At 70.9% G+C, this 18,636-nt stretch carries 21 protein-coding genes and 2 tRNA genes; 11 read left to right on the top strand and 12 right to left on the bottom strand.

Translation table 11 applies throughout. From position 1 onward, the window contains the following. Position 1 precedes the first annotated feature (1 nt). The 3 genes from mhpA to ABIE44_RS15735 all read left to right on the top strand — a co-directional run bounded on the left by mhpA (position 2) and on the right by ABIE44_RS15735 (position 2,669). On the top strand, positions 2-1,396 hold the full coding sequence (gene mhpA, locus ABIE44_RS15745; RefSeq protein WP_209715462.1) for a bifunctional 3-(3-hydroxy-phenyl)propionate/3-hydroxycinnamic acid hydroxylase MhpA: 1,395 nt from the start codon (positions 2-4) through the stop codon (positions 1,394-1,396). Continuing rightward, complete coding sequence (locus ABIE44_RS15740; RefSeq protein WP_354438153.1) at positions 1,393-2,574, top strand: cytochrome P450; 1,182 nt, start codon at positions 1,393-1,395, stop codon at positions 2,572-2,574. Before mhpA ends, ABIE44_RS15740 begins: the two co-directional genes overlap by 4 nt. Positions 2,575-2,595: 21 nt before the next feature. Next, positions 2,596-2,669 (top strand) — tRNA-Arg (locus tag ABIE44_RS15735). A gap of 8 nt (positions 2,670-2,677) precedes the next feature. Here ABIE44_RS15735 and ABIE44_RS15730 read toward each other — a convergent pair. The 4 genes from ABIE44_RS15730 to ABIE44_RS15715 form a co-directional block, all read right to left on the bottom strand. Then, positions 2,678-3,379 carry a GAF and ANTAR domain-containing protein gene (locus ABIE44_RS15730; RefSeq protein ID WP_209715465.1) on the bottom strand — a complete coding sequence of 234 codons (702 nt, stop codon included), beginning with the start codon at positions 3,377-3,379 and terminating at the stop codon, positions 2,678-2,680. A gap of 492 nt (positions 3,380-3,871) precedes the next feature. Beyond that, the gene (locus ABIE44_RS15725; protein ID WP_209715469.1) at positions 3,872-4,903 is read right to left on the bottom strand and encodes an adenosine deaminase; all 1,032 of its coding nucleotides are present in this window, start codon (positions 4,901-4,903) and stop codon (positions 3,872-3,874) included. Positions 4,904-4,929: 26 nt separating this feature from the next. After that, on the bottom strand, positions 4,930-5,670 hold the full coding sequence (locus ABIE44_RS15720; protein WP_209715472.1) for a DsbA family protein: 741 nt from the start codon (positions 5,668-5,670) through the stop codon (positions 4,930-4,932). Continuing rightward, entirely contained in the window at positions 5,651-6,160 is a 510-nt protein-coding gene (locus ABIE44_RS15715) for a DoxX family protein (RefSeq protein ID WP_209715474.1), read from the bottom strand. The genes ABIE44_RS15720 and ABIE44_RS15715 overlap by 20 nt, the downstream gene beginning before the upstream one ends. Before the next feature lie 51 nt (positions 6,161-6,211). Here ABIE44_RS15715 and orn point away from each other — a divergent pair, with 51 nt between their 5' ends. From orn to ABIE44_RS15695, 4 genes are all read left to right on the top strand, one after another. Further along, on the top strand, positions 6,212-6,838 hold the full coding sequence (gene orn, locus ABIE44_RS15710) for an oligoribonuclease (protein ID WP_209715477.1): 627 nt from the start codon (positions 6,212-6,214) through the stop codon (positions 6,836-6,838). 90 nt (positions 6,839-6,928) lie between these two features. After that, a tRNA-His gene (locus ABIE44_RS15705) sits at positions 6,929-7,004 on the top strand. A gap of 163 nt (positions 7,005-7,167) precedes the next feature. Then, positions 7,168-7,446, top strand: coding sequence for a hypothetical protein (locus ABIE44_RS15700; protein ID WP_209715480.1), 279 nt, complete (start codon positions 7,168-7,170; stop codon positions 7,444-7,446). A gap of 179 nt (positions 7,447-7,625) precedes the next feature. Continuing rightward, positions 7,626-8,444, top strand: coding sequence for an MBL fold metallo-hydrolase (locus ABIE44_RS15695; protein ID WP_209715483.1), 819 nt, complete (start codon positions 7,626-7,628; stop codon positions 8,442-8,444). Between the two features lie 28 nt (positions 8,445-8,472). Here the strand turns inward: ABIE44_RS15695 and ABIE44_RS15690 are convergent, their stop codons facing one another. Beyond that, positions 8,473-9,219, bottom strand: coding sequence for a ZIP family metal transporter (locus ABIE44_RS15690; protein ID WP_209715485.1), 747 nt, complete (start codon positions 9,217-9,219; stop codon positions 8,473-8,475). Between the two features lie 288 nt (positions 9,220-9,507). Here ABIE44_RS15690 and ABIE44_RS15685 point away from each other — a divergent pair, with 288 nt between their 5' ends. Together ABIE44_RS15685 and malQ are read left to right on the top strand one after the other, a co-directional pair. Next, the gene (locus ABIE44_RS15685; protein ID WP_209715489.1) at positions 9,508-9,843 is read left to right on the top strand and encodes a DUF2188 domain-containing protein; all 336 of its coding nucleotides are present in this window, start codon (positions 9,508-9,510) and stop codon (positions 9,841-9,843) included. A gap of 121 nt (positions 9,844-9,964) precedes the next feature. After that, positions 9,965-11,632: a 4-alpha-glucanotransferase gene (gene malQ, locus ABIE44_RS15680; protein ID WP_209715491.1), complete on the top strand. Its 1,668-nt coding sequence runs from the start codon at positions 9,965-9,967 to the stop codon at positions 11,630-11,632. Here malQ and ABIE44_RS15675 read toward each other — a convergent pair. From ABIE44_RS15675 to ABIE44_RS15655, 5 genes are read right to left on the bottom strand one after another with little or no spacing between them, the layout of a single operon-like run. Continuing rightward, on the bottom strand, positions 11,568-12,410 hold the full coding sequence (locus tag ABIE44_RS15675) for a CPBP family intramembrane glutamic endopeptidase (RefSeq protein ID WP_209715494.1): 843 nt from the start codon (positions 12,408-12,410) through the stop codon (positions 11,568-11,570). The genes malQ and ABIE44_RS15675 overlap by 65 nt on opposite strands. Beyond that, complete coding sequence (locus ABIE44_RS15670) at positions 12,407-13,306, bottom strand: NAD(P)H-binding protein (RefSeq protein WP_209715497.1); 900 nt, start codon at positions 13,304-13,306, stop codon at positions 12,407-12,409. Before ABIE44_RS15670 ends, ABIE44_RS15675 begins: the two co-directional genes overlap by 4 nt. Next, positions 13,303-14,562, bottom strand: a complete 1,260-nt coding sequence (locus ABIE44_RS15665; RefSeq protein WP_209715500.1) for an NAD(P)/FAD-dependent oxidoreductase — start codon at positions 14,560-14,562, stop codon at positions 13,303-13,305. The genes ABIE44_RS15670 and ABIE44_RS15665 overlap by 4 nt, the downstream gene beginning before the upstream one ends. Further along, the gene (locus ABIE44_RS15660) at positions 14,559-15,488 is read right to left on the bottom strand and encodes an FHA domain-containing protein (RefSeq protein WP_209715503.1); all 930 of its coding nucleotides are present in this window, start codon (positions 15,486-15,488) and stop codon (positions 14,559-14,561) included. Before ABIE44_RS15660 ends, ABIE44_RS15665 begins: the two co-directional genes overlap by 4 nt. Positions 15,489-15,490: 2 nt before the next feature. Continuing rightward, complete coding sequence (locus ABIE44_RS15655) at positions 15,491-15,712, bottom strand: hypothetical protein (RefSeq protein WP_209715506.1); 222 nt, start codon at positions 15,710-15,712, stop codon at positions 15,491-15,493. A gap of 58 nt (positions 15,713-15,770) precedes the next feature. Here ABIE44_RS15655 and ABIE44_RS15650 point away from each other — a divergent pair, with 58 nt between their 5' ends. Both ABIE44_RS15650 and ABIE44_RS15645 read left to right on the top strand, forming a co-directional pair. Beyond that, the gene (locus ABIE44_RS15650) at positions 15,771-16,652 is read left to right on the top strand and encodes a DICT sensory domain-containing protein (RefSeq protein WP_209715509.1); all 882 of its coding nucleotides are present in this window, start codon (positions 15,771-15,773) and stop codon (positions 16,650-16,652) included. A 94-nt stretch (positions 16,653-16,746) separates the two neighbouring features. Further along, positions 16,747-17,166 (top strand): hypothetical protein, encoded by a 420-nt coding sequence (locus ABIE44_RS15645; protein WP_209715512.1) that lies wholly within the window; start codon positions 16,747-16,749, stop codon positions 17,164-17,166. A gap of 12 nt (positions 17,167-17,178) precedes the next feature. On the opposite strand, the gene ABIE44_RS15640 is transcribed toward ABIE44_RS15645, so the two are convergent. Together ABIE44_RS15640 and ABIE44_RS15635 are read right to left on the bottom strand one after the other, a co-directional pair. Further along, entirely contained in the window at positions 17,179-18,159 is a 981-nt protein-coding gene (locus ABIE44_RS15640) for a pirin family protein (protein ID WP_209715515.1), read from the bottom strand. 32 nt (positions 18,160-18,191) lie between these two features. Further along, positions 18,192-18,566: a hypothetical protein gene (locus tag ABIE44_RS15635; RefSeq protein ID WP_209715517.1), complete on the bottom strand. Its 375-nt coding sequence runs from the start codon at positions 18,564-18,566 to the stop codon at positions 18,192-18,194. Between the last annotated feature and the right edge of the window lie 70 nt (positions 18,567-18,636).

Below are 18,636 nucleotides of genomic sequence, written 5' to 3'. Positions count from 1 at the left end.
CATGCACCACACCGTCGTGATCGCCGGAGCCGGACCGACCGGTGTCACCGCCGCGATCCTGCTCGGCCAGCACGACGTGGACGTCCTGCTGCTGGACCGGTGGACCGACGTCTACCCGCAACCGCGAGCGGTCCACCTCGACGACGAGGTCTACCGGATCCTGGCCAAGCTGGGTGTCGCCGAGGAGTTCGCCGCCATCTCCCGTCCCGGCGCGGGCCTGCGCCTGCTCAGCCCCGACCACCAGGTGCTGTCCACCTTCGACCGCACCAACCCGCGCACGGTCAACGGCTTCCCCGCTGCGAACATGTTCGACCAGCCTGATCTCGAGGCGATCCTGCGGAAGCGGCTGACGGCGTACCAGTCGGTGACCCTGCTCGGGGGCGCCGAGATCACCGCGGTGACGAACGGGTCGCGACCGTCGGTCACCTTCGAGCGTGACGGCGTGCCGGAGACCGTGACCGCCGAGTTCCTGCTCGGCTGCGACGGAGCCAACAGCCTGACCAGGGCGGCGATCGGCAGCGCGATGGAGAACCTCCGCTTCGAGCAGCGCTGGCTGGTCCTCGACATCGCCACCGACCGCGAGCTCGGTCACTGGGAGGGAGTGCACCAGGTCTGCGACACCACCCGCGCCGCGACGTACATGCGGATCGGTGAGCGCCGGCACCGCTGGGAGTTCCAGCTCCTCGACCACGAGACAGCCGCCGACTTCAGCACACTCGCTGCTGTCGCGCCGCTGCTCGCGCCGTGGGACACCGATCTCGACGGCTTCGAGGTGATTCGCACGGCGGAGTACACCTTCCGCGCTCAGCTCGCCGACCGCTGGCGCTCGGGTCGCACGTTCCTCCTCGGCGACGCCGCGCACCTGACTCCCCCGTTCATCGGCCAGGGCATGGGCGCCGGCCTCCGGGACGCTGCGAACCTCACCTGGAAGATCGCCGGCGTCCTGGACGGTTCCTTGCCGGAGTCGGCGCTGGAGACCTACGAGCAGGAACGCCGACCGCACGCCGCTGCCCTGATCCGGCTGGCGATCGGCGTCGGCGCTGCGATGACCGCCGGCGGTCGCCTCGGCGACCTGCTGCGCTCGGTCCTGGCGCCGCGCCTGCACCGGCTCCCGGGCATCGGCGCCCGGGTCGTGGAGAGCACCAGCCCGGCTCTGCGCCGCTCGGCGCTGGTCCGCCGCGGGCGTCTCTCGCGCTCGCTGGCCGGCACGCTCGCCCCGAACATCGACGACCGGACAGGTGGAGGGTGGGCCTGGGTCACCACCGGCCCGGCGTCACCGCGACCCGGTGCCGTGACCATCGAGGCCCGGGGCGAGCTGGCGACCTGGTTGCGCTCGGGCCGGGCCCGCGGCGCGCTGGTCCGCCCGGACTTCACCGTCGCGGAGGTGACGCGATGAGGACCGGCGTGCCGTCGTACCGGGAGAACCTGTACACGCCTGCGAACAGCACCGACCCGTACCCGCACTACCGACGGATGCGCGAGCTCGGTCCGGTCGTCTGGCTCCCGAAGCACCGCGTCTACGCGATCACCCGGTACGCCGAGTGCAAGGCGGTGCTGCTGGACGCGAGGACGTTCATCTCCGGCGACGGGGTCGGACTCAACCCCGTCGTGAACCGGCTCGGACGCGACACCACGTTGAGCAGCGACGGCGAGGACCACGCCCGCCGCCGCAAGCTCGTCGCCCCGCGGATGACCCCGCGCGCCCTGGCGACCATGCAGCAGCAGATCGAGCAGATGGCCGCCTCGGTCGTCGACGCTGCGGTGGCCAGGGTCGATGTCGACGGCGTCACCGACCTGGCCCGCGCACTACCCCTGGGCGTCGTCCCGGACCTGGTGGGTTGGCCGACCGACCAGCGCGAGCACCTGCTGCGCTGGGCGGGCGCGACGTTCGACTCCCTCGGCCCGATGAACGCGACGGCGCTGCGGACGATGTCCTCGAGCATCGGGATGATGCGGTTCGCCCGGAAGATCGCGCGGACCGGCAACGTGCTGCCGGGCAGTCTCGGCGAGGACGCCCTGCGCGCCGCGGCCGACGGAGTGATCAGCGACAAGGAAGGGGTGGCCCTGATGATCGACTACCTGGCCCCCTCGCTGGACACGACGATCAGTGGCATCGCCAGTGCGCTGCACTTGCTCGCGACCCACCCCGACCAGTGGGACGCGCTGCGCGCCGACCCGTCGCTGATCCCGAACGCCGCCAACGAAGCGCTGCGTCTCGAGGCTCCGATCCGGGCCTTCACCCGTCGTGCGGTCTCGGACGTCGAGGTCGGAGGCACGACCATCCCGCGGCGGGCACGGGTGCTCGTGCTGTACGCGTCGGCGAACCGCGACGAGCTCGTGTGGGAGAACCCCGACCAGTTCGACATCCACCGGGATGCCTCCGCGCAGCTTGCCTTCGGTCGCGGCTCGCACTCGTGTGCGGGCCAGGGCCTGGCACGCCTGGAGACCGAGACGCTGCTCGCGACGCTGGTCGAGAAGGTCACCCGCATCGAACCGGCAGGCAGGCCCGAGTGGGCGCGCAACAACCTGATCCGCTGCCACCGCACCCTGCCGCTTCGGCTGCACGCCGCCTGATCCGCCTAGAATGCTGGCTCGGCCCCCGTAGCTCAGCTGGATAGAGCAAGAGCCTTCTAATCTCTAGGTCGCACGTTCGAATCGTGCCGGGGGCGCACCTCGCTCATCCCTCGTTACCGCTGCTGCGCGGCGGGTCGGCGACGAGCTGCTCGGCCACCACCCGCAGCTTGGTGTTCGTCGTCTGGGACATCCGGGTGAGGTACTGGAAGGCCTGCTCCTGGCTGATCCCGTAGCGCCCCATCACCAGCCCGGTCGCCACGCCGATGACGGTCCGCGTCTCCATGGCGGCGCGGAGGTTGCGCTCCAGCGCGATCCTGCCCAGGACGACAGCAGCGTTCGCCGCGTAGAGCTGGGCCAGGTCCACGGCCTCGTCGGGGAAGACGTCCCCCTCGGTCGAGTACAGGTTGAGCGCTCCGTGGACCCCGTCGGCGTTGAAGAGCCGGATGCCGAGCTGGGCCTTCAGCCCGAGCTCGACCGCGGGTGGGACGTAGCGCGGCCAGCGCTGGTCGTGCCGGATCTCGTTGGAGACCAGGACGTCCGGGCTGCCCTCGAGCATGGCGTCGTAGCAGGGTCCTTCCTGGAACTGGAACTGCAGGTCGTCGAGCTGACGGGGCAGGTCGCTGGTGGCTCCGCGTGTCTCGATCGTGCCGTCCTTGTGCATCAACGAGATTCCGGCGTGACCGACGCCGGGCAGCGAGATGACGGCTGACGTCGTGATCGCCGTGAGCGCGGTCTCCACGTCACGAGTGGCGTCGATCGCCCTGGCAGCATCGGCCAACGCGCGGGCGATCTCGGGGCTGGGCATGGCACCTCCTGGGGTGGTGGGTGAAGGACCCGGATCTCCTCGTCCTACCCACTCCGGAGCCGATTCACCCAGGACGTAGCGGTCCCGGCGCCGCCTTCTGGACGCCGGGACCTGGATCGGACGGCACACGCGTATGTCGCCCGTCTTGCTGCCGCGTTGCCCGTTCCCCCTCCCCGGAAACCGCAGGTTTGGCCGCGTGGGGCCCCGGGTAGGAACGGGTCACCCAGAACAGGGTCCACCCCACGGACCCCCGAAGCCCGCCCCCGTCGTTCCGCACGCGACCCGGGGCGGGCTTCGATCCGTCCAGGCACGTTTGCGGTGAATTCACCTGCTGCACGGGGATTGGTCCTGCTTCGGTCGCGTGTCGCGGCCAGGTTGACAGTGCGACGTCACGTACAAAAGTGGTGGGCCAGCCGAGTATGAGACGGCTGGCCCGCTACTTCTCCGCGGCCGCAACGGCCGGGTTCGGAGTGCGTGCCGCGATGCTCGCCGTCACGCGTGGTCCGCGACGTACGCATCGATCTCGCTGCGAAGACCCCGCTTGAAACCCTCGTCGGCGAACGACGCGTTCACGGCTGCTTTCGCGAGCTCGCCGATCCCGGCCTGGTCCAGGTCGAGCAGCGCGGCCGCGATCTCGTACTCCCGGTTCAACGACGTCCCGAACATCGGCGGGTCGTCGCTGTTCACGGTGACCACGACGCCGGCGTCGCGGAACACCGTGATCGGGTGCTCCTCGAGTCGCTCGACGGCGCGCGTCGCGATGTTCGAGGACGGGCACACCTCCAGCGGGATCGCGGTGGACGCGAGGTGTGCCAGCAGCGCCGGGTCGGCGGCCGCCGAGGTGCCGTGCCCGATGCGCTCCGCACCGAGCAGGTTCAGCGCGTCCCAGATGGTCTCGGGCCCGGTCGTCTCCCCCGCGTGCGGGACGCTGTGCAGGCCCGCGGCGCGCGCGGCGTCGAAGTGCGGCTGGAACTGCGGGCGCGGCACGCCGACCTCCGGCCCGCCGAGGCCGAACGCCACCAGACCGTCGGTGGGGTGCTTCAGCGCGTACTCCAACGTCGCGTCGGCGGCCGGGACACCGCTCTCCCCCGGGATGTCGTAGATCCACTGCAACCGCAGCCCGAAGTCGCGCAGCGCCGCCGCGCGGGCATCCTCGATGGCCTCGCTGTACGCCTCGATGGGGATGCCGCGGAGCACCGAGGTGTACGGCGTGCAGGTCAGCTCGGCGTACCGCAGCGACTGGGTCCCCGCCATCTCGCGGGCGATCTCGTAGGTCAGCAGCCGGATGTCCTCCGGTGTGCGGATCAGGTCGACGACCGAGAGGTAGACCTCGATGAAGTGCCCGAAGTCGCTGAACGCGAAGTACTCGGCGAGCAGGTCCGGGTCGGTCGGCACCGTCCCGGGGTAGCGCTCGGCCAGCTCGGCGACGATCCGCGGCGAGGCGGACCCGACGTGGTGGACGTGCAGCTCCGCCTTCGGCAGACCGGCGATGAAGTCGACGTACGGGGTGGAGAGCGTGCTCATGGACCCACCCTACGAGCCGGGAACGCTCAGGAGTCCGCGACCTGCTTCTCGATCTGGGCCACGATCTGCTGGACGTTCAGGTCGTCGAGCTTCTTGCCGTTGACCACCACGGTCGGGGTCCCGGTGAGCCCGATCTCGGTCGCCGACTTCGCCGACTCCTCGAAGAACGTCTTGTCCTGGGTCTTCGCCGCGGCCTCGGCGTCGGCCCTGTCCCCGCCGGCCTGCTCGACGAGCTCGAGGATGTCGGCGTTCGTGGTCTCGTCCGCGTTCTGCTCGTACGGCTGGTGCTCGAAGAGGAGGTCGTGCAGCTTCATCGCCGCCGTCGGGGCGGAGTTCTTCAGCACGTAGGCCCACGTGTTCATCGCACGCGCCGAGTACGTCGAGCCGGTGAGGATGTTGACCGGGCGGTACTCGACCTGGACCTTGCCCTTGGCCGCGCTCTCCCGGAGGAAGTCGCGGGTCGACTCCTCGAGCTGGCGGCAGTACGGGCAGAGGAAGTCCTCGTAGATGACGACCTTCACCGGCGCGTCGGAGTCACCGATCAGGATCGAGGAGTCGGTCTTGGCCAGTGCCATCCCGGAGTAGTCCGTCTTGTCCGTCTTCGAGGAGCCCGACCCCGCCCAGGTGCCCGCCGCCACGACGGCGCCGAGCACGACCAGCACACCCGCCACGATGGCGATGCGCCGGTTGCGCTCCTTGCGTGCCTGGGTCTGACGGATCGCCGCTGCCTTCTCGGCGCGGTTCTGGTCACGATTCTGCTTCGACATCTTCCACCTGCTCGTTCGGGTGCTCGGAGGGTTCGGAGGGTTCGGGAAAGAGGTAGCCGTCGACGGCGTACGGCGTGGTCGGTCGCCAGACGAGCAGCAGCGAGAGGGCCAGCAGGCCGACGTCGCGCGCGATCTCCCAGGGGTACTGGGCGGATGCGTCGGGGTTCGGACCGCCGTCGCCGAAGCAGCCGCAGTTGATCTCGATGCCGCGCGCCCAGACCGACGCGATGCCGACGATGAACGCGACCTGCAGGAGCGCCGAGAGGACCCCGGAGACCCGGGTGATCAGCCCGAGAACCAGCGCGGCGCCGAGGACGACCTCGAGCATCGGCAGGACGTGCCCGACCGTGTCGGCCATGCCGGTCGGCAGCAGCTGGTAGCCGCGGACCGCGGCCACGCTGGCCTCGGGGTCACCGACCTTGAGAAGGCCGGCCCACAGCCAGACACCGCCCACGACCAGGCGAGCGCCCAGACCGATCCAGCGAACCATGACGCCAAGGTAGCCAGCGGGCCTAAGACGAACCTGAGTAGGCTCGGTCGGGTGAACGAGCGACTTGTGTGGATCGACTGCGAGATGACCGGCCTCGACCTGGGCGCTGACGCGCTCATCGAGGTGGCGGCGCTCGTCACCGACTTCGACCTGAACGTCCTCGGCGACGGCATCGACGTCATCATCAAGCCGCCTGCCGAGGCGCTCGAGCAGATGGTGCCGTTCGTCCGGGACATGCACACCAAGTCCGGTCTCCTGGAGGAGCTCGACTCGGGCACGACGATGGCGGATGCCGAGGCGCGGGTGCTGGCGTACATCAAGGAGCACTGCCCCGAGGGCAGCAGGCCACCCCTGGCGGGCAACACGGTCGCCACCGACCGCTCGTTCCTGATCCGCGACATGCCCGACCTGGAGTCGTTCCTGCACTACCGGATCGTCGACGTGTCCTCGATCAAGGAGCTCTCACGGCGCTGGTTCCCGCGGGCGTACTTCAACGCGCCGGCGAAGTCCGGCGGCCACCGGGCGCTCGCCGACATCCAGGAGAGCATCGAGGAGCTGCGCTACTACCGCGACGCGGTCTTCGTCGCGCCCCCGGGACCGGACGCCGACACGGCCAAGAAGATCGCCACCACGCACCAGGGCGCACTCACAGGATCTGTTCAGGCACCGACCGTCTGAGCCCGCGGAACAACCCGGTTCAGAGCACGCCTGAACCTTCGGTACACTTCTTCCTGCTCGTTCGGACGATCCTCTGAAGAACGCGCGATGGTGGGTATAGCTCAGCTGGTAGAGCGCCGCCTTGTGGTGGCGGATGTCGCGGGTTCAAGTCCCGTTACTCACCCCAGGTGATCGAGCCCCTGACCTGCGACCAGGTCAGGGGCTCGATCCGTCGAGCTGGTCCTCGCCTCGTGGTCTTCACCCCGCTGCGGATGCGCGTTAGGGTGATGTCGCGCTCGGACCTAGGGCGCGTGGCAGGAGCCGAGGCTCCCTGTCCTGAGGTTGAACCGATGACCGTTCACCCGCGCGTCGACCTTCTCCGCCTGTTCTGCGCCCAGCTCCCCGAACCGTGCGCCGCGCTCATCCGCAGCCTGGATCCGCACGACCCCCAGACCCACGTCGAGGCATACCTCATCGCGCGGCACCTGGGCGTTCGGCTCCCCGAGGAGCTTCTCGACAGCTTCCTGGAATCGCTGTGCGAGTGCCTCGACCAGACAGCCGCCACGTTGCACCCTCCCCACGACCCTCCGGTCTCCCCCTCGTTCCCGGCCACGAGGAGGTCCTCGTGAACCTCGACCCGCTCAGTTCTGCCCCGCGCTCGCCGTCCGCCGTGACCGGGCTCGTCAGCGAGCAGGTGGAGGCGACCTGAGATCCCCGGCACGACAACCGCTTGGAGGCCCTGAAACCGGGTACCCCAGCCTTGGCGTTCGACCCCAGCGTCGCCATCCTCGGCTGACCGGACCTCCTGGTGAACGACATCACCTTCATCGGCACCGCCACGACCTTGCTGCGCATCGGGTCGTTCACGCTGCTGACCGACCCGAATTTCCTGCACCGCGGCCAGCGTGCCTACCTCGGCAAGGGGCTGTGGTCCCGTCGCCTGACAGAGCCCGCGCTCCAACCCGAGCAGCTGCCTGAGCTGGACGCCGTCGTCCTCTCCCACCTGCACGGCGACCACTTCGACCGTGTCGCCCGACGTGGCCTCACCCGGGACGCTCCGGTGCTCACCACCCCGCACGCGGCCCGCCGGCTCGACCGGTGGGGCTTCACCACCCAGGGTCTTCGCACCTGGGAGCGAGCCTCGCTCTCCCGCGAGCGCGAGCAGCTCTGCATCGAGTCGGTGCCCGCCGTGCACGCCCGCGGGCTGCTCGGACGTCTGCTGCCGCCCGTCATGGGCAGCATCCTGGAGCACCGGGTCGACGGGGAGCTGCGCCAGCGCCTCTACCTCAGCGGTGACACCCTCACCGGTCCGCACCTGGACGAGATCGCCGAGCGCTACCCGGGCATCAGCACGGCGGTCGTGCACCTGGGTGGGACCCGGGTCCTGTTCCACACCGTGACCCTCGACGCCCGCGGAGGGACCGAGCTCCTCCGGACGGTTCGCCCGCAGCACGCGGTGCCCGTGCACTTCGACGACTACCGCGTCTTCAAGTCACCGCTGACCGACTTCCTGCGGGCCGCCGACCGCGACTCCGGCCTCGCTACCCGCATCACCCCGATCCGGCGCGGTCAGAGCGTGGAGCTCCCGGCGCTCGACCGGCTACCGGGGCCGCCGAGCGAACCGTGAGGACACCTCGGCCGGATCGCGGGCACCGTCATCCTCGCTCGAGCGCGAATGCCAGCGCGAAGCCCAGGGTGGCGATCAGCCCGACGTACAGGTGGGTGCGCTCGAAGGCCTCGGGGATCATCGTGTCCGCGACCATCGCCAGGATCGCTCCCGCAGCGACCGCGGTGATGCCGGCGACCCAGGCGACGGACGCGTCCTGCAGGACCAGGCACCCCAGGGCGCCGGCCAACCCGCTGGCCAGGGCGATGCCGCCCCAGGTGCCGAACACGTAGCGCGCGGACCGTCCGGCGCGCTTCATGCCGGCTGCGCTGGAGAGGCCCTCGGGCAAGTTCGACAAGAAGATGGCCGCCAGCACCGGGACCCCGACGCCGCCGCCTCCGAGCAGCGAGAGTCCGAGAACCACTGATTCCGGGACCCCGTCGAGGAGCGCGCCGACCGCGATGGCCGTCCCACTTCCCGTGTGCTCGTCCTCGCTGGGCTGCAACTCCGACCGCTTGCGGTGCCGCGCACCTCGACGGGCCAGTGCGAGGTTCGCCACGACGTACAGGACGGCACCGCCGACGAACCCCGTGAGGGTCGGGCCGAGGCCGGCGGCAGCCTCGGCCTCGTCGACCAGGTCGAATGCCAGCGCGGAGATGAGCACGCCCGCTCCGAAGGCCATCACCGCAGCCACGACGGCGCGGGGAACGGTCAGGAACCAGGCGATCGCAGCGCCGAGGACCAGCGCGCCCCCGGCGAGCAGACCCCACGCGCCCGCCTGTACCCAGACGGGCATCAGCAGGCTGTCACCTGTCAACGGCTCTCACCGTCGTCCGGCGCGGCTTCGTCCGGCGGGGTGATGTCCGGCCCGCTGTCCGGGAACTCGGTGGGATCGGTGATGGGGTCCTCCGGAGTTGTGGTCATCCCATGGCGTTACCCAGAAGCCCCGTCTGCGCACACGTCTGCAGCGGTTCCGCACGTCGCCGCTGGTCCGACGGTGTTGACCAGCAACGTGCGGGTACCTCTCCCCCAGGACGCTCAACAGCGACGCGTCTCCCCAGGAGTACCGACGACAGGGCTCACCATGCCTCTCCGATCTGAGACACCTGCCCGTCCCGTCCCGAGCCAGCGTGCTCCCCGCGACGAGACCGGCGACACGCCAGCCCCGACACCCGCGGAGACGCCAGCCCGGGTGACCGCGTTCTTCGACCGCAGCAGGTGGTCCTACCGGATCGAGGGCGAGCCCGAGCCCGGCCACAGCTTCGAGAAGAAGGAGCCCGCCATCGCCGGTGCGACCTACCTGGCACGAGCACGAGGAGCCGAGCTCGTGGTCGAGAACGAGGACGGATCCGTGAGCAGCTGCCGCTACTTCGGCGACAGGTGCGTGTGCCACGACAACGCCAGCGACCCTCGTGGTTGAGCCGGTACAAGAGGTCTGGGCTGATGCCGGGGAGCAGGAGCACAGGCTCTCCGCCTCCACCCTCGCATCCCTCCGCGCAGCGCTGGGCGAGCCGACGGGGGCTGACGACACCAGGCCCGTCGTGACGCGTCCCGGGCGCGATCCCGGGCTCGGTGACCTCGACGTCGTGTGCGAGGACGGATCGACCAGGAGGGTTGCGGGCAGACTCCCTGCGGACTTCCCGCTCGGCTACCACCGCGCCCGCACCGGTGCCGGCACGGAACGAGCACTCATCGTCTCCCCGGGACGCTGCTTCGTGCCCGAGGAGCAGACGTGGGGATGGTCGGTCCAGCTCTACGCCACGCGCTCCTCCGACAGCTGGGGCATCGGCGACCTTCGCGACCTCCGGCGCCTCCGGAAGTGGACTGCCGGGGTCGGCGGTGGCTTCCTCCTCGTCAACCCCCTGCACGCCGTCGCACCCAGCGGCGTGCAGGAGTCGAGCCCTTACCTGCCGACGTCACGGCGGTTCCTCAACCCGCTCTACCTCTGCGTACCCGAGGTCCCCGGCTTCGACCCGGCCGACGCGGACACCGAGGCGCTGGACAGGGTGCGAGCCGCCGAGCTGATCGACCGCGACGGCGTCGCCGCCGTCAAGCTGAGCGCGCTGCGGTCTGCCTTCGAACGCAGTCGTCACGACGCCGACGACTTCAACACCTGGCGCGTCGAACGCGGTCAGGACGTCGAGGACTACGCGTTGTGGTGCGCGCTCGCCGAACGGCACGGCACCGACTGGCACACCTGGCCCGAGGGCGTACGGGATCCCTCCGGACCGGCCGTTCCGGCCGCCCGTGAGGACCTGGCTGAGAACATCGACTTCCACGTCTGGCTGCAGTGGCAGCTGAGCGTCCAGCTGCGTTCCGCCACCGGAGATCTCACGATCATCCAGGACCTTCCGGTCGGCGTCGCGGGGTCCGGGGCCGACGCGTGGACGTGGCAGGAGCTTCTCGCGCGGGACGTGTCGATCGGGGCTCCGCCCGACGAGCTCAACAGCCTCGGGCAGGACTGGGGCTCGCCGCCCTGGGTGCCGTGGCGACTGCAGGACGTCGACTACGAGCCCTTCATCCAGACCGTACGGCGGACGGTGAGCGGCGCGGGTGGTCTGCGGATCGACCACGTCATGGGCCTGTTCCGGTTGTGGTGGGTTCCCGGCGGCGGTGACCCGACGGCCGGGGGCTACGTGCGGTACCCCCACGATGATCTGCTGGACATCGTCGCACTGGAGTCCCACCGCGCACGCGCCGTCGTCGTCGGCGAGGACCTGGGCACCGTGGAGGAGGGAGTCGCCGATGCCTTGGCAGAACGCGGGATCCTGTCCTACAAGGTCCTGCTGTTCGAGGAGCAGGATCCGGCGGCGTGGCCCGAGCGCTCGATGGCAGCGGTGACCACGCACGACCTCCCGACCGTCACCGGCCTCTGCAGCGGTTCGGACGCCGAGGAGCAGGCGCGTCTGACGGGCATCGACCCTGCCGAGATCGAGTCGAACCGCCAGGCGCTGCTCGCCACCCTCCACAGCACCGGGAGCTCGTCGCTCGGCGCTGACCCGGTTGTCGATGCGTACGCCCGCCTGGTGCAGGCCCCGTCGTTGCTGCTGTGCCTGTCGCTCGAAGACGCTGTGGGTCAGGAGCGCCGGCCGAACGTCCCGGGGACCGTCGCCGACCGGAACTGGTCCATCCCGCTGCCTGTCCTCATCGACGACCTGCCTGAGGACCCCGGGACGGTGTGGCTGATCCGACTGGCAGCCGGTGCTTGACCCGACCGCGCCGGTGGGTGGAACCGGCGGACGACCGGGTCTCGACGCGCGCGTCCGCCGCGAAGAGCGGCGGCAGGAACCTGAGCATCAGGGTCGACCAGGTCAGGTGCGTGATCACGGGCGCCTGCAGGCCCCCTGACGCGCGTCGCTGGAGGCCGAACAGCGTCCCCATGACCCCGGCGGCGAGGACGAGCGCCGGGTTGCGGGTGGTCGTCGTCGCCAGCGCGTACACCGCGGTGGAGGCGGCCACGGGTGCACGGTCCTCCAGGACCGCGTACATCGCGCCGCGGAAGAAGACCTCCTCCCCCAGGCCGTTGGCCAGCGTCGTCGCGAGCACCAGCCGGTCGTCGCCCTCGTCGGCGAACCGGAGGACCCCGGAGATCGCGTCGCGCAGGACCGGGATCCGACGGGCGACCAACGCTGCACCGTAGAAGACGCCGAAGGCGCCGACGCCGGTCACCGCCGGGGTCAGGACCGGACGACGCAGCGAGGAGTCCCGGTTCTCGATCCACCCGAGGTGGAGCGGACCGGAGGCGAGGCCGCCGATCGTCCAGACACCGGCGACCGCCGCGGTCGACCGGTAGAAGCTCGAGGATCCCGGGGTCGTGGAGAGCGAGGCACCCAGCAGACCTGCCCCGAGGACCGACGTACCGGCGACGACCCGGCGTCGACGCCGCCGTACGGCGTCGGTCTCCTCGCGCTCCAGCTCCACGACGAACGTCAGCGGCTTGGGCAGCCTGCTCCGCGACCACGGGCCGAGCCGCTCCCGCAGGCTCATCGCCCTTCCCGCCGTCGCTCGTCGAGCGCAGCACGGACCGCGTCGTCGTAGCCCTTCGGGGTCAGCGGGACGACGTCGGCGATCGAGTGGTCGGTGACCACCACCTCGTTGACCATCGAGTCGATGAGGTTCCTGCCGGAGCGCACGTCGACGTCGGTCACCAGCGCCAACCACCTCGAGGACAGTGCCGGGGAGAGCAGGGGCACGGGCACCACCAGCAAGGACTTCCCTTCTACGGCCGCCACCCGTTGGAGCATCTCCTTGTACTCCAGGACGTCTGGTCCGCCGACCTCGAAGACGCGCCCGAGGGCGTCAGCCCGGTCGAGCACGCCGACCAGGTAGCCGACGACGTCGTCGACCGCGATCGGCTGGGTCCGCGTGCGGACCCAGCGCGGCGTGATCATCGCCGGCAGGTGCTCCACCAGCTGGCGGGTGATCTCCCAGGAGATGCCGCCGTGGCCGACGATGATGCCCGCACGCAGGACCGTGACCGGAACGCCGGTCGAACCCAGGAGGCCCTCGACCTCGCGCCGGCTCCTCAGGTGCGAGGACAGGTCGTCCTCGTCGTTGCCCAGTCCGCCGAGGTAGATGATCTGCTCCACCCCGCTCGCTGCCGCTGCCTGCGCGAAGGAGCGCGCCGCGGCGGCGTCGTGGGCCCGGAAGTCGGGACGGTCCAGGGAGTGCACCAGGTAGTACGCCGCGCGGCAGCCGGCCAGCGAGCTCTCCAAGGACGCGAGCTGCTCGACGTCACCCCGCACCGGCACACCGGGGCCGGAGTAGGACGTGGGCCGCCGGGTCATCACCCGGACGTCCTCGCCCTGCTCGGCGAGCGCAGCCACCAACCGGCGGCCGACGAAACCGGTGCCGCCCGCGACCAGGACCGGGGCCGGGCTCACGAGGCGGCCCGGTTCAGAGTGACGTGACGCAGCACCTCGGACGCCGTACGGCGACCCGAGACCAGGGCTCCCTGGATCGAGCTGGTGTCGCGGTGGTCACCCGCGACCCACACGCCGGCGTCGGGGACGTAGACCGGCTTGCGCAACGGGTGCGGTGCGGGCATCGCGGGAAGCGCGGCGGCGACGTCGCGGGTGACCAGGTGCTCCCACCGGGAGGCGGACGTCTCGTGGAGCTCGGCGGCGAGCACGGCCACCTGGTCGGGCGTGAGATCCGCACCGGAACCGCCGTGCACCACCGACGTCGCGATGAGCGCTCGTCCGTCCCGCGCGTACTCAGGCGCTGACTCGGTGAGCACCACCGAGTTGGCGATCCCCGACCTGTCGGCGTCGACGACGAGGGTCCCGTCGGAGCCCGCCCAGGGAGGCGCGGCGAAGTAGTGGGTACTGACACCGCGTGCTGCGGGAGGGTGACCGAGCCCGGGGACGAGTCGGTGAGCCGCCCACGGGTCCACGGCGACTACGACCGCGCGTGCGTCGAGCTCCGACCCGTCCTCGAGCTCGACGGAGAACGGCGCCACCCGGACCACGGGCGCTTCCAGCCGCACCGTTTCCGGGGGGAGCCGCGAGGCGAGATGCCTCGGCAGCTCCTGCACCCCGCGCGCGGGGACTGCGGAGGTACCCCGCGCGAACATGCGCATCATCAGGTCGGTGAAGACACGGCTCGTCCCGATGTCCTCCTCCAGCACGACCCCGGTGAGGAACGGGACCAGGACGCCCTCGACGACCTCCGGGGAGAGCGCCGAGGCCCAGGCCTGAGTGGCAGGGACGTCGACGCGGTCCTTGATGGCTGACGTCGGCGCGGCGACCAGTGCGCCGGCGTACCGCGCGAGGTCGAGCTTGTCGCGGGCGCCCGCGACCCCGGAGGTCAGCGCCCGCAACGGTGCTGTCGCTGACGCGAGGGGGTGCGGTACGTCGTGCAGGCGGCCGTCGCGGCGTACGCGGACCCCGCGGGGCAGGAACCGGAGGTCCAACGCGTCCAGGACGCCGGAGCTGCGCAACGCCGGGTACGCGGTGTTGAGGACCTGGAAGCCGCGGTCGATGGTGAACCCGTCCACGCGCTCGGTGCGCATCCGACCTCCGACCCCGTCGCCGGCCTCCAGCACCACGACCGCCACCCCCTCCCGGGCCAGCCGCCCGGCGCACGCGAGGCCCGCGAGGCCTGCTCCGACGACCACGACCGGCAGCTCCGACCTCATCGGGGTCCCTGCGGGTCCAGCACCACCGTGGGGCCGCCCCCGTCGCTGCCGGCGCCGTCGGCGGGCGCCGGGGGTTGGCTGCGCTGGTGACCTGCTTCTCCGCCGATCCGGCCCCCGAACGGGCGACCGTGGTCGGCGTACTCGGCGCGGCGGAAGGCGAGGGTCCACGGGCCCACCGTGAGACGGGCTCCGGTTCGCAGCACCAGGTCGTCCTGCACGACGGCCCCGTGCACGAGGACGTGCGCCCGGGCGGCGACGCGCCGTACGACGAACTCGTCACGTCCGTCGTGGACGACGACCGCGTGCAGCGGCTCGAGCTCCGGCAGCCGGATGTCGCACCCGGCCCCGCTGCCGATGGTGGTGGTCTCGGCCAGGAGCGGGAAGACGATCCGCGCGTCGTCGGGCAGCCCGCGGTTCGAGGCGGACAGCACCAGCCTCGGGTTGCCCGCGCGTCGGGGGTCGTGCGTCGTGGTGACCCGGCGGTCGGCGCGTCCGAAGGTGGGCGCGAGGGGAAGCAAGGTCGTCGGCGGGACGAGGTCCCTGGTCGGCAGCACCGCCTCCGCGGTCGCACCGCGCACCCGACCGATGGCACCGGTGACGGCACCGCGCACGCTCACCACCTTCAGGTGCCGCGACCTGCTGAGTCGTCGCTGCCACCACGGGGGGTCCGTGGCGCCGATCTCGAGCAGGGTGGTGTCACCCGCCTTGACGACGACGGTGATGTCGCGCTCGGCCAGGGCAGAGGCCAGGGCGCGCAGGTGACCGGCGTCCCGGCCGCCGGCGAAGTAGGCCGGGTCGTCCAGCCGGACCTCGAGACGGTTGCCGGAGCCGACCACGGTTCCGCGCACCGGCCCGTGCCCGGGCAGCTCGACGCTGAAGCGCAGGTCGGCGCTCACCTCGATCTGCGGCGGTGCCACGACGGGCATGCCTAGGCTCCGGCCGCGTTGTCTCGCGTGGTGATCTGCAGGGTGCCGTCCACCTTCCAGACGGCACGCGGAGAAGCCGGTCCCGTGTCACGGGGGATCTCGACGGTCATGTCGACGAAGCGGTAGTTGATCTCGGCCTGCCGGCCGGTGAGGAACGACCACATCTCGCGGCCGAGGTCCGACCAGTCGACGACCCCGTCCTCGATCTTGCTCATGTTGTTCATGGCACTCTCCAAACTTGAACAAGTTCCTAAACACGTTGTTTAGGTTTATGGTGTGAGCATGGACCAGGACCCCGGGATCGCGCAACCCCCCACCGATGACGAGCGCTCAGAGCTCACCATCGGCGACCTCGCGGAGCGCACGGGCCTGAGCCCGGCGGTGCTGCGCATGTGGGAGGCCCGCCACGGGTTTCCGGAACCTCGTCGCCTGGCCAGCGGCCACCGGCGCTACAGCGACGCCGACGTCGCGCTCGTCCAGCAGGTCCTGCGGCGCAAGGAGGGCGGCATCCGCCTGGAGGTGGCCATCGCGGAGGCGTCCGCCACCAAGGCGCCCAGCACGCCGTCGATCTTCGCCGAGCTGCGGAGGTTGCACCCCGCGCTCCCGGTGCACCGGCTGCGCAAGTCGACCCTCATCGCGCTCTCCTGGGCGATCGAGGACGAGTGCTGCGCGACGGCCGACCGACCGGTGCTCTTCGGCGCCTTCCAGCGCGGCGACTTCTACGAGCCGTCCGCGCCGCGGTGGAACGAGCTCGCTCGGGTCGCGCGCACGGCGATCGTCTTCGCGGACCACTGGGACGGCAACGCAAACTCCGCCGAGGGGCCGATCCGGTCAACGCTGGACGAGAACGCCCCGATGCGCCGCGAGTGGGCCGTCGTGTGCGACGCGCTCGGCACCACGGCGTGCCTGTCCGCGTGGGAGCTCCCGGGACAGTCAGAGGTACCCGACCGCCACCGGGTGTTCGAGTCCGTGTGGACCGTGGACCCGGTAGCGGTCCGCGACGCCGCACGGATCGCCGCATCGGTGGCCGCCGACGCCGGCGTCCTGGCGGCGCAGCCGCTGCTCTACGAGCTGGCAGAGACTCCCGCACCCCGTGCCGCCTCGACCGCGGGCGTGGCGGCGCTGTTCAACCGCGTGGTCGCGTACGTCGACAAGCTGTCCTAGGACCCAGCAGGGCCGACCGCCTCGGCGAACGGCGTGATGAGGCGGCTCGTTCTGCGTCCTTCCGGGGTAGATCTCTTCCCGGACTGGAGTCCTTGTGTTCAAGAAGCTGAAGGCCCGTGCCACCGGCGGCACGTCGTTCACCGATCCCGCCCCGCTGGCAGCACCGGCGAGGGCGGCGACGCGCAGGCGCCCGTACGTCGCTCCCCTGCTGAAGATCCGCAGCGACCTGAAGCCGGCCACGGTCGAGGTCGCCGACTTCGCCGCGCTCGACGAGGCCGGCGCCGTCGACCTGCTCCAGCGGGCGCGCGACGCCGCGGCCGCCGGGCGGGCGGCCTGCGCGCACCTCGTGGTGACCTGCGACCTGCGCACCGGGCTGGTCAACCACCACGTCCCGTGCAGCAGCGGGGTCGAGGCGCTCGAGCTCGCGGCCCAGGTCGTCGCGGACAGGCGCGCCACCCAGCCGCACCGGCCGTTCACCGTGACCGTGACACCACTGCTCCCGCACCTGCCCTGAGGCAGGTCGGACTCAGCCCTCCTGCAGGGTGGTCGGCGCTCCGTGGACGCTGGGGATCGTGCCCAACCGACCCTTGTTGAAGTCCTCGAACGCCTGCATCACCTCGGCCTTGGTGTTCATCACGAACGGTCCCGCCATGGCGATCGGCTCGCGGATCGGCTTGCCTCCGAGGACGACCACGTCGAACGCCGGCGTCCGGCTGTCCTGGGTCCGGGACCCCTCGACGGTGACGAAGTCACCCTTGCCGAGCACGGCGAGGTTGCCCATCCGCAGCGGCTTCTTGTCCAGGCCGACGGTGCCGTGCCCGGAGAGGACGTAGACCAGCGCGTTGTACTCGGGGTTCCACGGCAGCTCGAGCTGGGCGCCGGGCTCGACCGTTGCGTGCACCATCGTCATCGGCGTGTACGTCGAGCCGGGGCCCTGGGTCGTGCCGACCTCGCCGGCGATGACCCGGACCAGCGCGCCGGCGTCGGCGGAGGTGGCCAGGCCGACCTGGCCCGAGCGGATGTCCTGGTAGTGCGGGGCGTTCCACTTGGCGTCCTTCGGGAGGTTCACCCACAGCTGGATGCCGTGGAACAGCCCACCGGCCTGCACGAGCCACTCCGGCGGAGCCTCGATGTGCAGCAGGCCGGAGCCGGCCGTCATCCACTGGGTGTCGCCGTTGGTGATCGTGCCGCCACCACCGTGGCTGTCGTGGTGGTCGAAGACACCGTCGATGATGTAGGTGACGGTCTCGAAACCGCGGTGCGGGTGCCAGGGCGTGCCCTTCGGCTCGCCGGGGGCGTACTCGACCTCACCCATCTGGTCCATGTGGATGAACGGGTCGAGGTCGCGCAGGTCGACGCCCGCGAAGGCGCGGCGCACCGGGAAGCCCTCGCCCTCGAAGCCCGAGGGGGCGTCGATGATCTGCTTGACGGGGCGGACGGTGTCGCCGAGTCCGGGGACGGGCAGCCGGTCCAGAACGGTCAGGTCGTCAACGGTGATTGCTGGCATGCCCTGAACAATAGTTCAACGTTCAACTATTTTCAAGAGCAGATACCGAGAACCCACACGTCGTCGGTGTCGGTGGCGTTGTGGTTCGCCGCCCAGGCATCGTCAAAGTCGATCCGACGGGTGAGGTCGTCGCTGAAGCTGTGCGCCACGACCGCGGTCGCGGGGCTTCCGGCCGGCCAGGCCGCGGCGGGCACGCAGTCGGGGTTTCCCGCCTGGTCGGCGGCGGTCCACGACGGCAGCGCCGACGGCGTCGTCTCGAACGGCGCGGCCGAGGGACGGACCGCCACCATCTGGCCGATCAGCACCGTGGCGACCAGGGCGCCGAAGCCGACCACGCGCACGGCGAGCAGGCGCAGGACCTGGAGGCGGAGGCTCCGGGGCCGGGTCCAGCTGCGCAGTGCGTTCATGTCCGAGTCAACGAGGCACCCCCACGATGCGTTATGTCCTGGTGACGACGGACACGTCCCGAATCGTCCC

Source organism: Marmoricola sp. OAE513 (genome assembly GCF_040546585.1).
GTDB lineage: Bacteria > Actinomycetota > Actinomycetes > Propionibacteriales > Nocardioidaceae > Marmoricola.
The sequence above is the reverse complement of the archived record's forward strand: the minus strand, read 5'-3'. Positions and strand labels throughout refer to the sequence as shown.

Coding starts and splice junctions, on each gene's coding strand:
- mhpA (WP_209715462.1), top strand. CDS start 2: ATGCACCACACCGTCGTGATCGCCGGAGCCGGACCGACCGGTGTCACC.
- ABIE44_RS15740 (WP_354438153.1), top strand. CDS start 1,393: ATGAGGACCGGCGTGCCGTCGTACCGGGAGAACCTGTACACGCCTGCG.
- ABIE44_RS15730 (WP_209715465.1), bottom strand. CDS start 3,379: ATGCCCAGCCCCGAGATCGCCCGCGCGTTGGCCGATGCTGCCAGGGCG.
- ABIE44_RS15725 (WP_209715469.1), bottom strand. CDS start 4,903: ATGAGCACGCTCTCCACCCCGTACGTCGACTTCATCGCCGGTCTGCCG.
- ABIE44_RS15720 (WP_209715472.1), bottom strand. CDS start 5,670: ATGTCGAAGCAGAATCGTGACCAGAACCGCGCCGAGAAGGCAGCGGCG.
- ABIE44_RS15715 (WP_209715474.1), bottom strand. CDS start 6,160: ATGGTTCGCTGGATCGGTCTGGGCGCTCGCCTGGTCGTGGGCGGTGTC.
- ABIE44_RS15700 (WP_209715480.1), top strand. CDS start 7,168: ATGACCGTTCACCCGCGCGTCGACCTTCTCCGCCTGTTCTGCGCCCAG.
- ABIE44_RS15690 (WP_209715485.1), bottom strand. CDS start 9,219: ATGCCCGTCTGGGTACAGGCGGGCGCGTGGGGTCTGCTCGCCGGGGGC.
- ABIE44_RS15685 (WP_209715489.1), top strand. CDS start 9,508: ATGCCTCTCCGATCTGAGACACCTGCCCGTCCCGTCCCGAGCCAGCGT.
- ABIE44_RS15675 (WP_209715494.1), bottom strand. CDS start 12,410: ATGAGCCTGCGGGAGCGGCTCGGCCCGTGGTCGCGGAGCAGGCTGCCC.
- ABIE44_RS15665 (WP_209715500.1), bottom strand. CDS start 14,562: ATGAGGTCGGAGCTGCCGGTCGTGGTCGTCGGAGCAGGCCTCGCGGGC.
- ABIE44_RS15660 (WP_209715503.1), bottom strand. CDS start 15,488: ATGCCCGTCGTGGCACCGCCGCAGATCGAGGTGAGCGCCGACCTGCGC.
- ABIE44_RS15655 (WP_209715506.1), bottom strand. CDS start 15,712: ATGAACAACATGAGCAAGATCGAGGACGGGGTCGTCGACTGGTCGGAC.
- ABIE44_RS15650 (WP_209715509.1), top strand. CDS start 15,771: ATGGACCAGGACCCCGGGATCGCGCAACCCCCCACCGATGACGAGCGC.
- ABIE44_RS15640 (WP_209715515.1), bottom strand. CDS start 18,159: ATGCCAGCAATCACCGTTGACGACCTGACCGTTCTGGACCGGCTGCCC.
- ABIE44_RS15635 (WP_209715517.1), bottom strand. CDS start 18,566: ATGAACGCACTGCGCAGCTGGACCCGGCCCCGGAGCCTCCGCCTCCAG.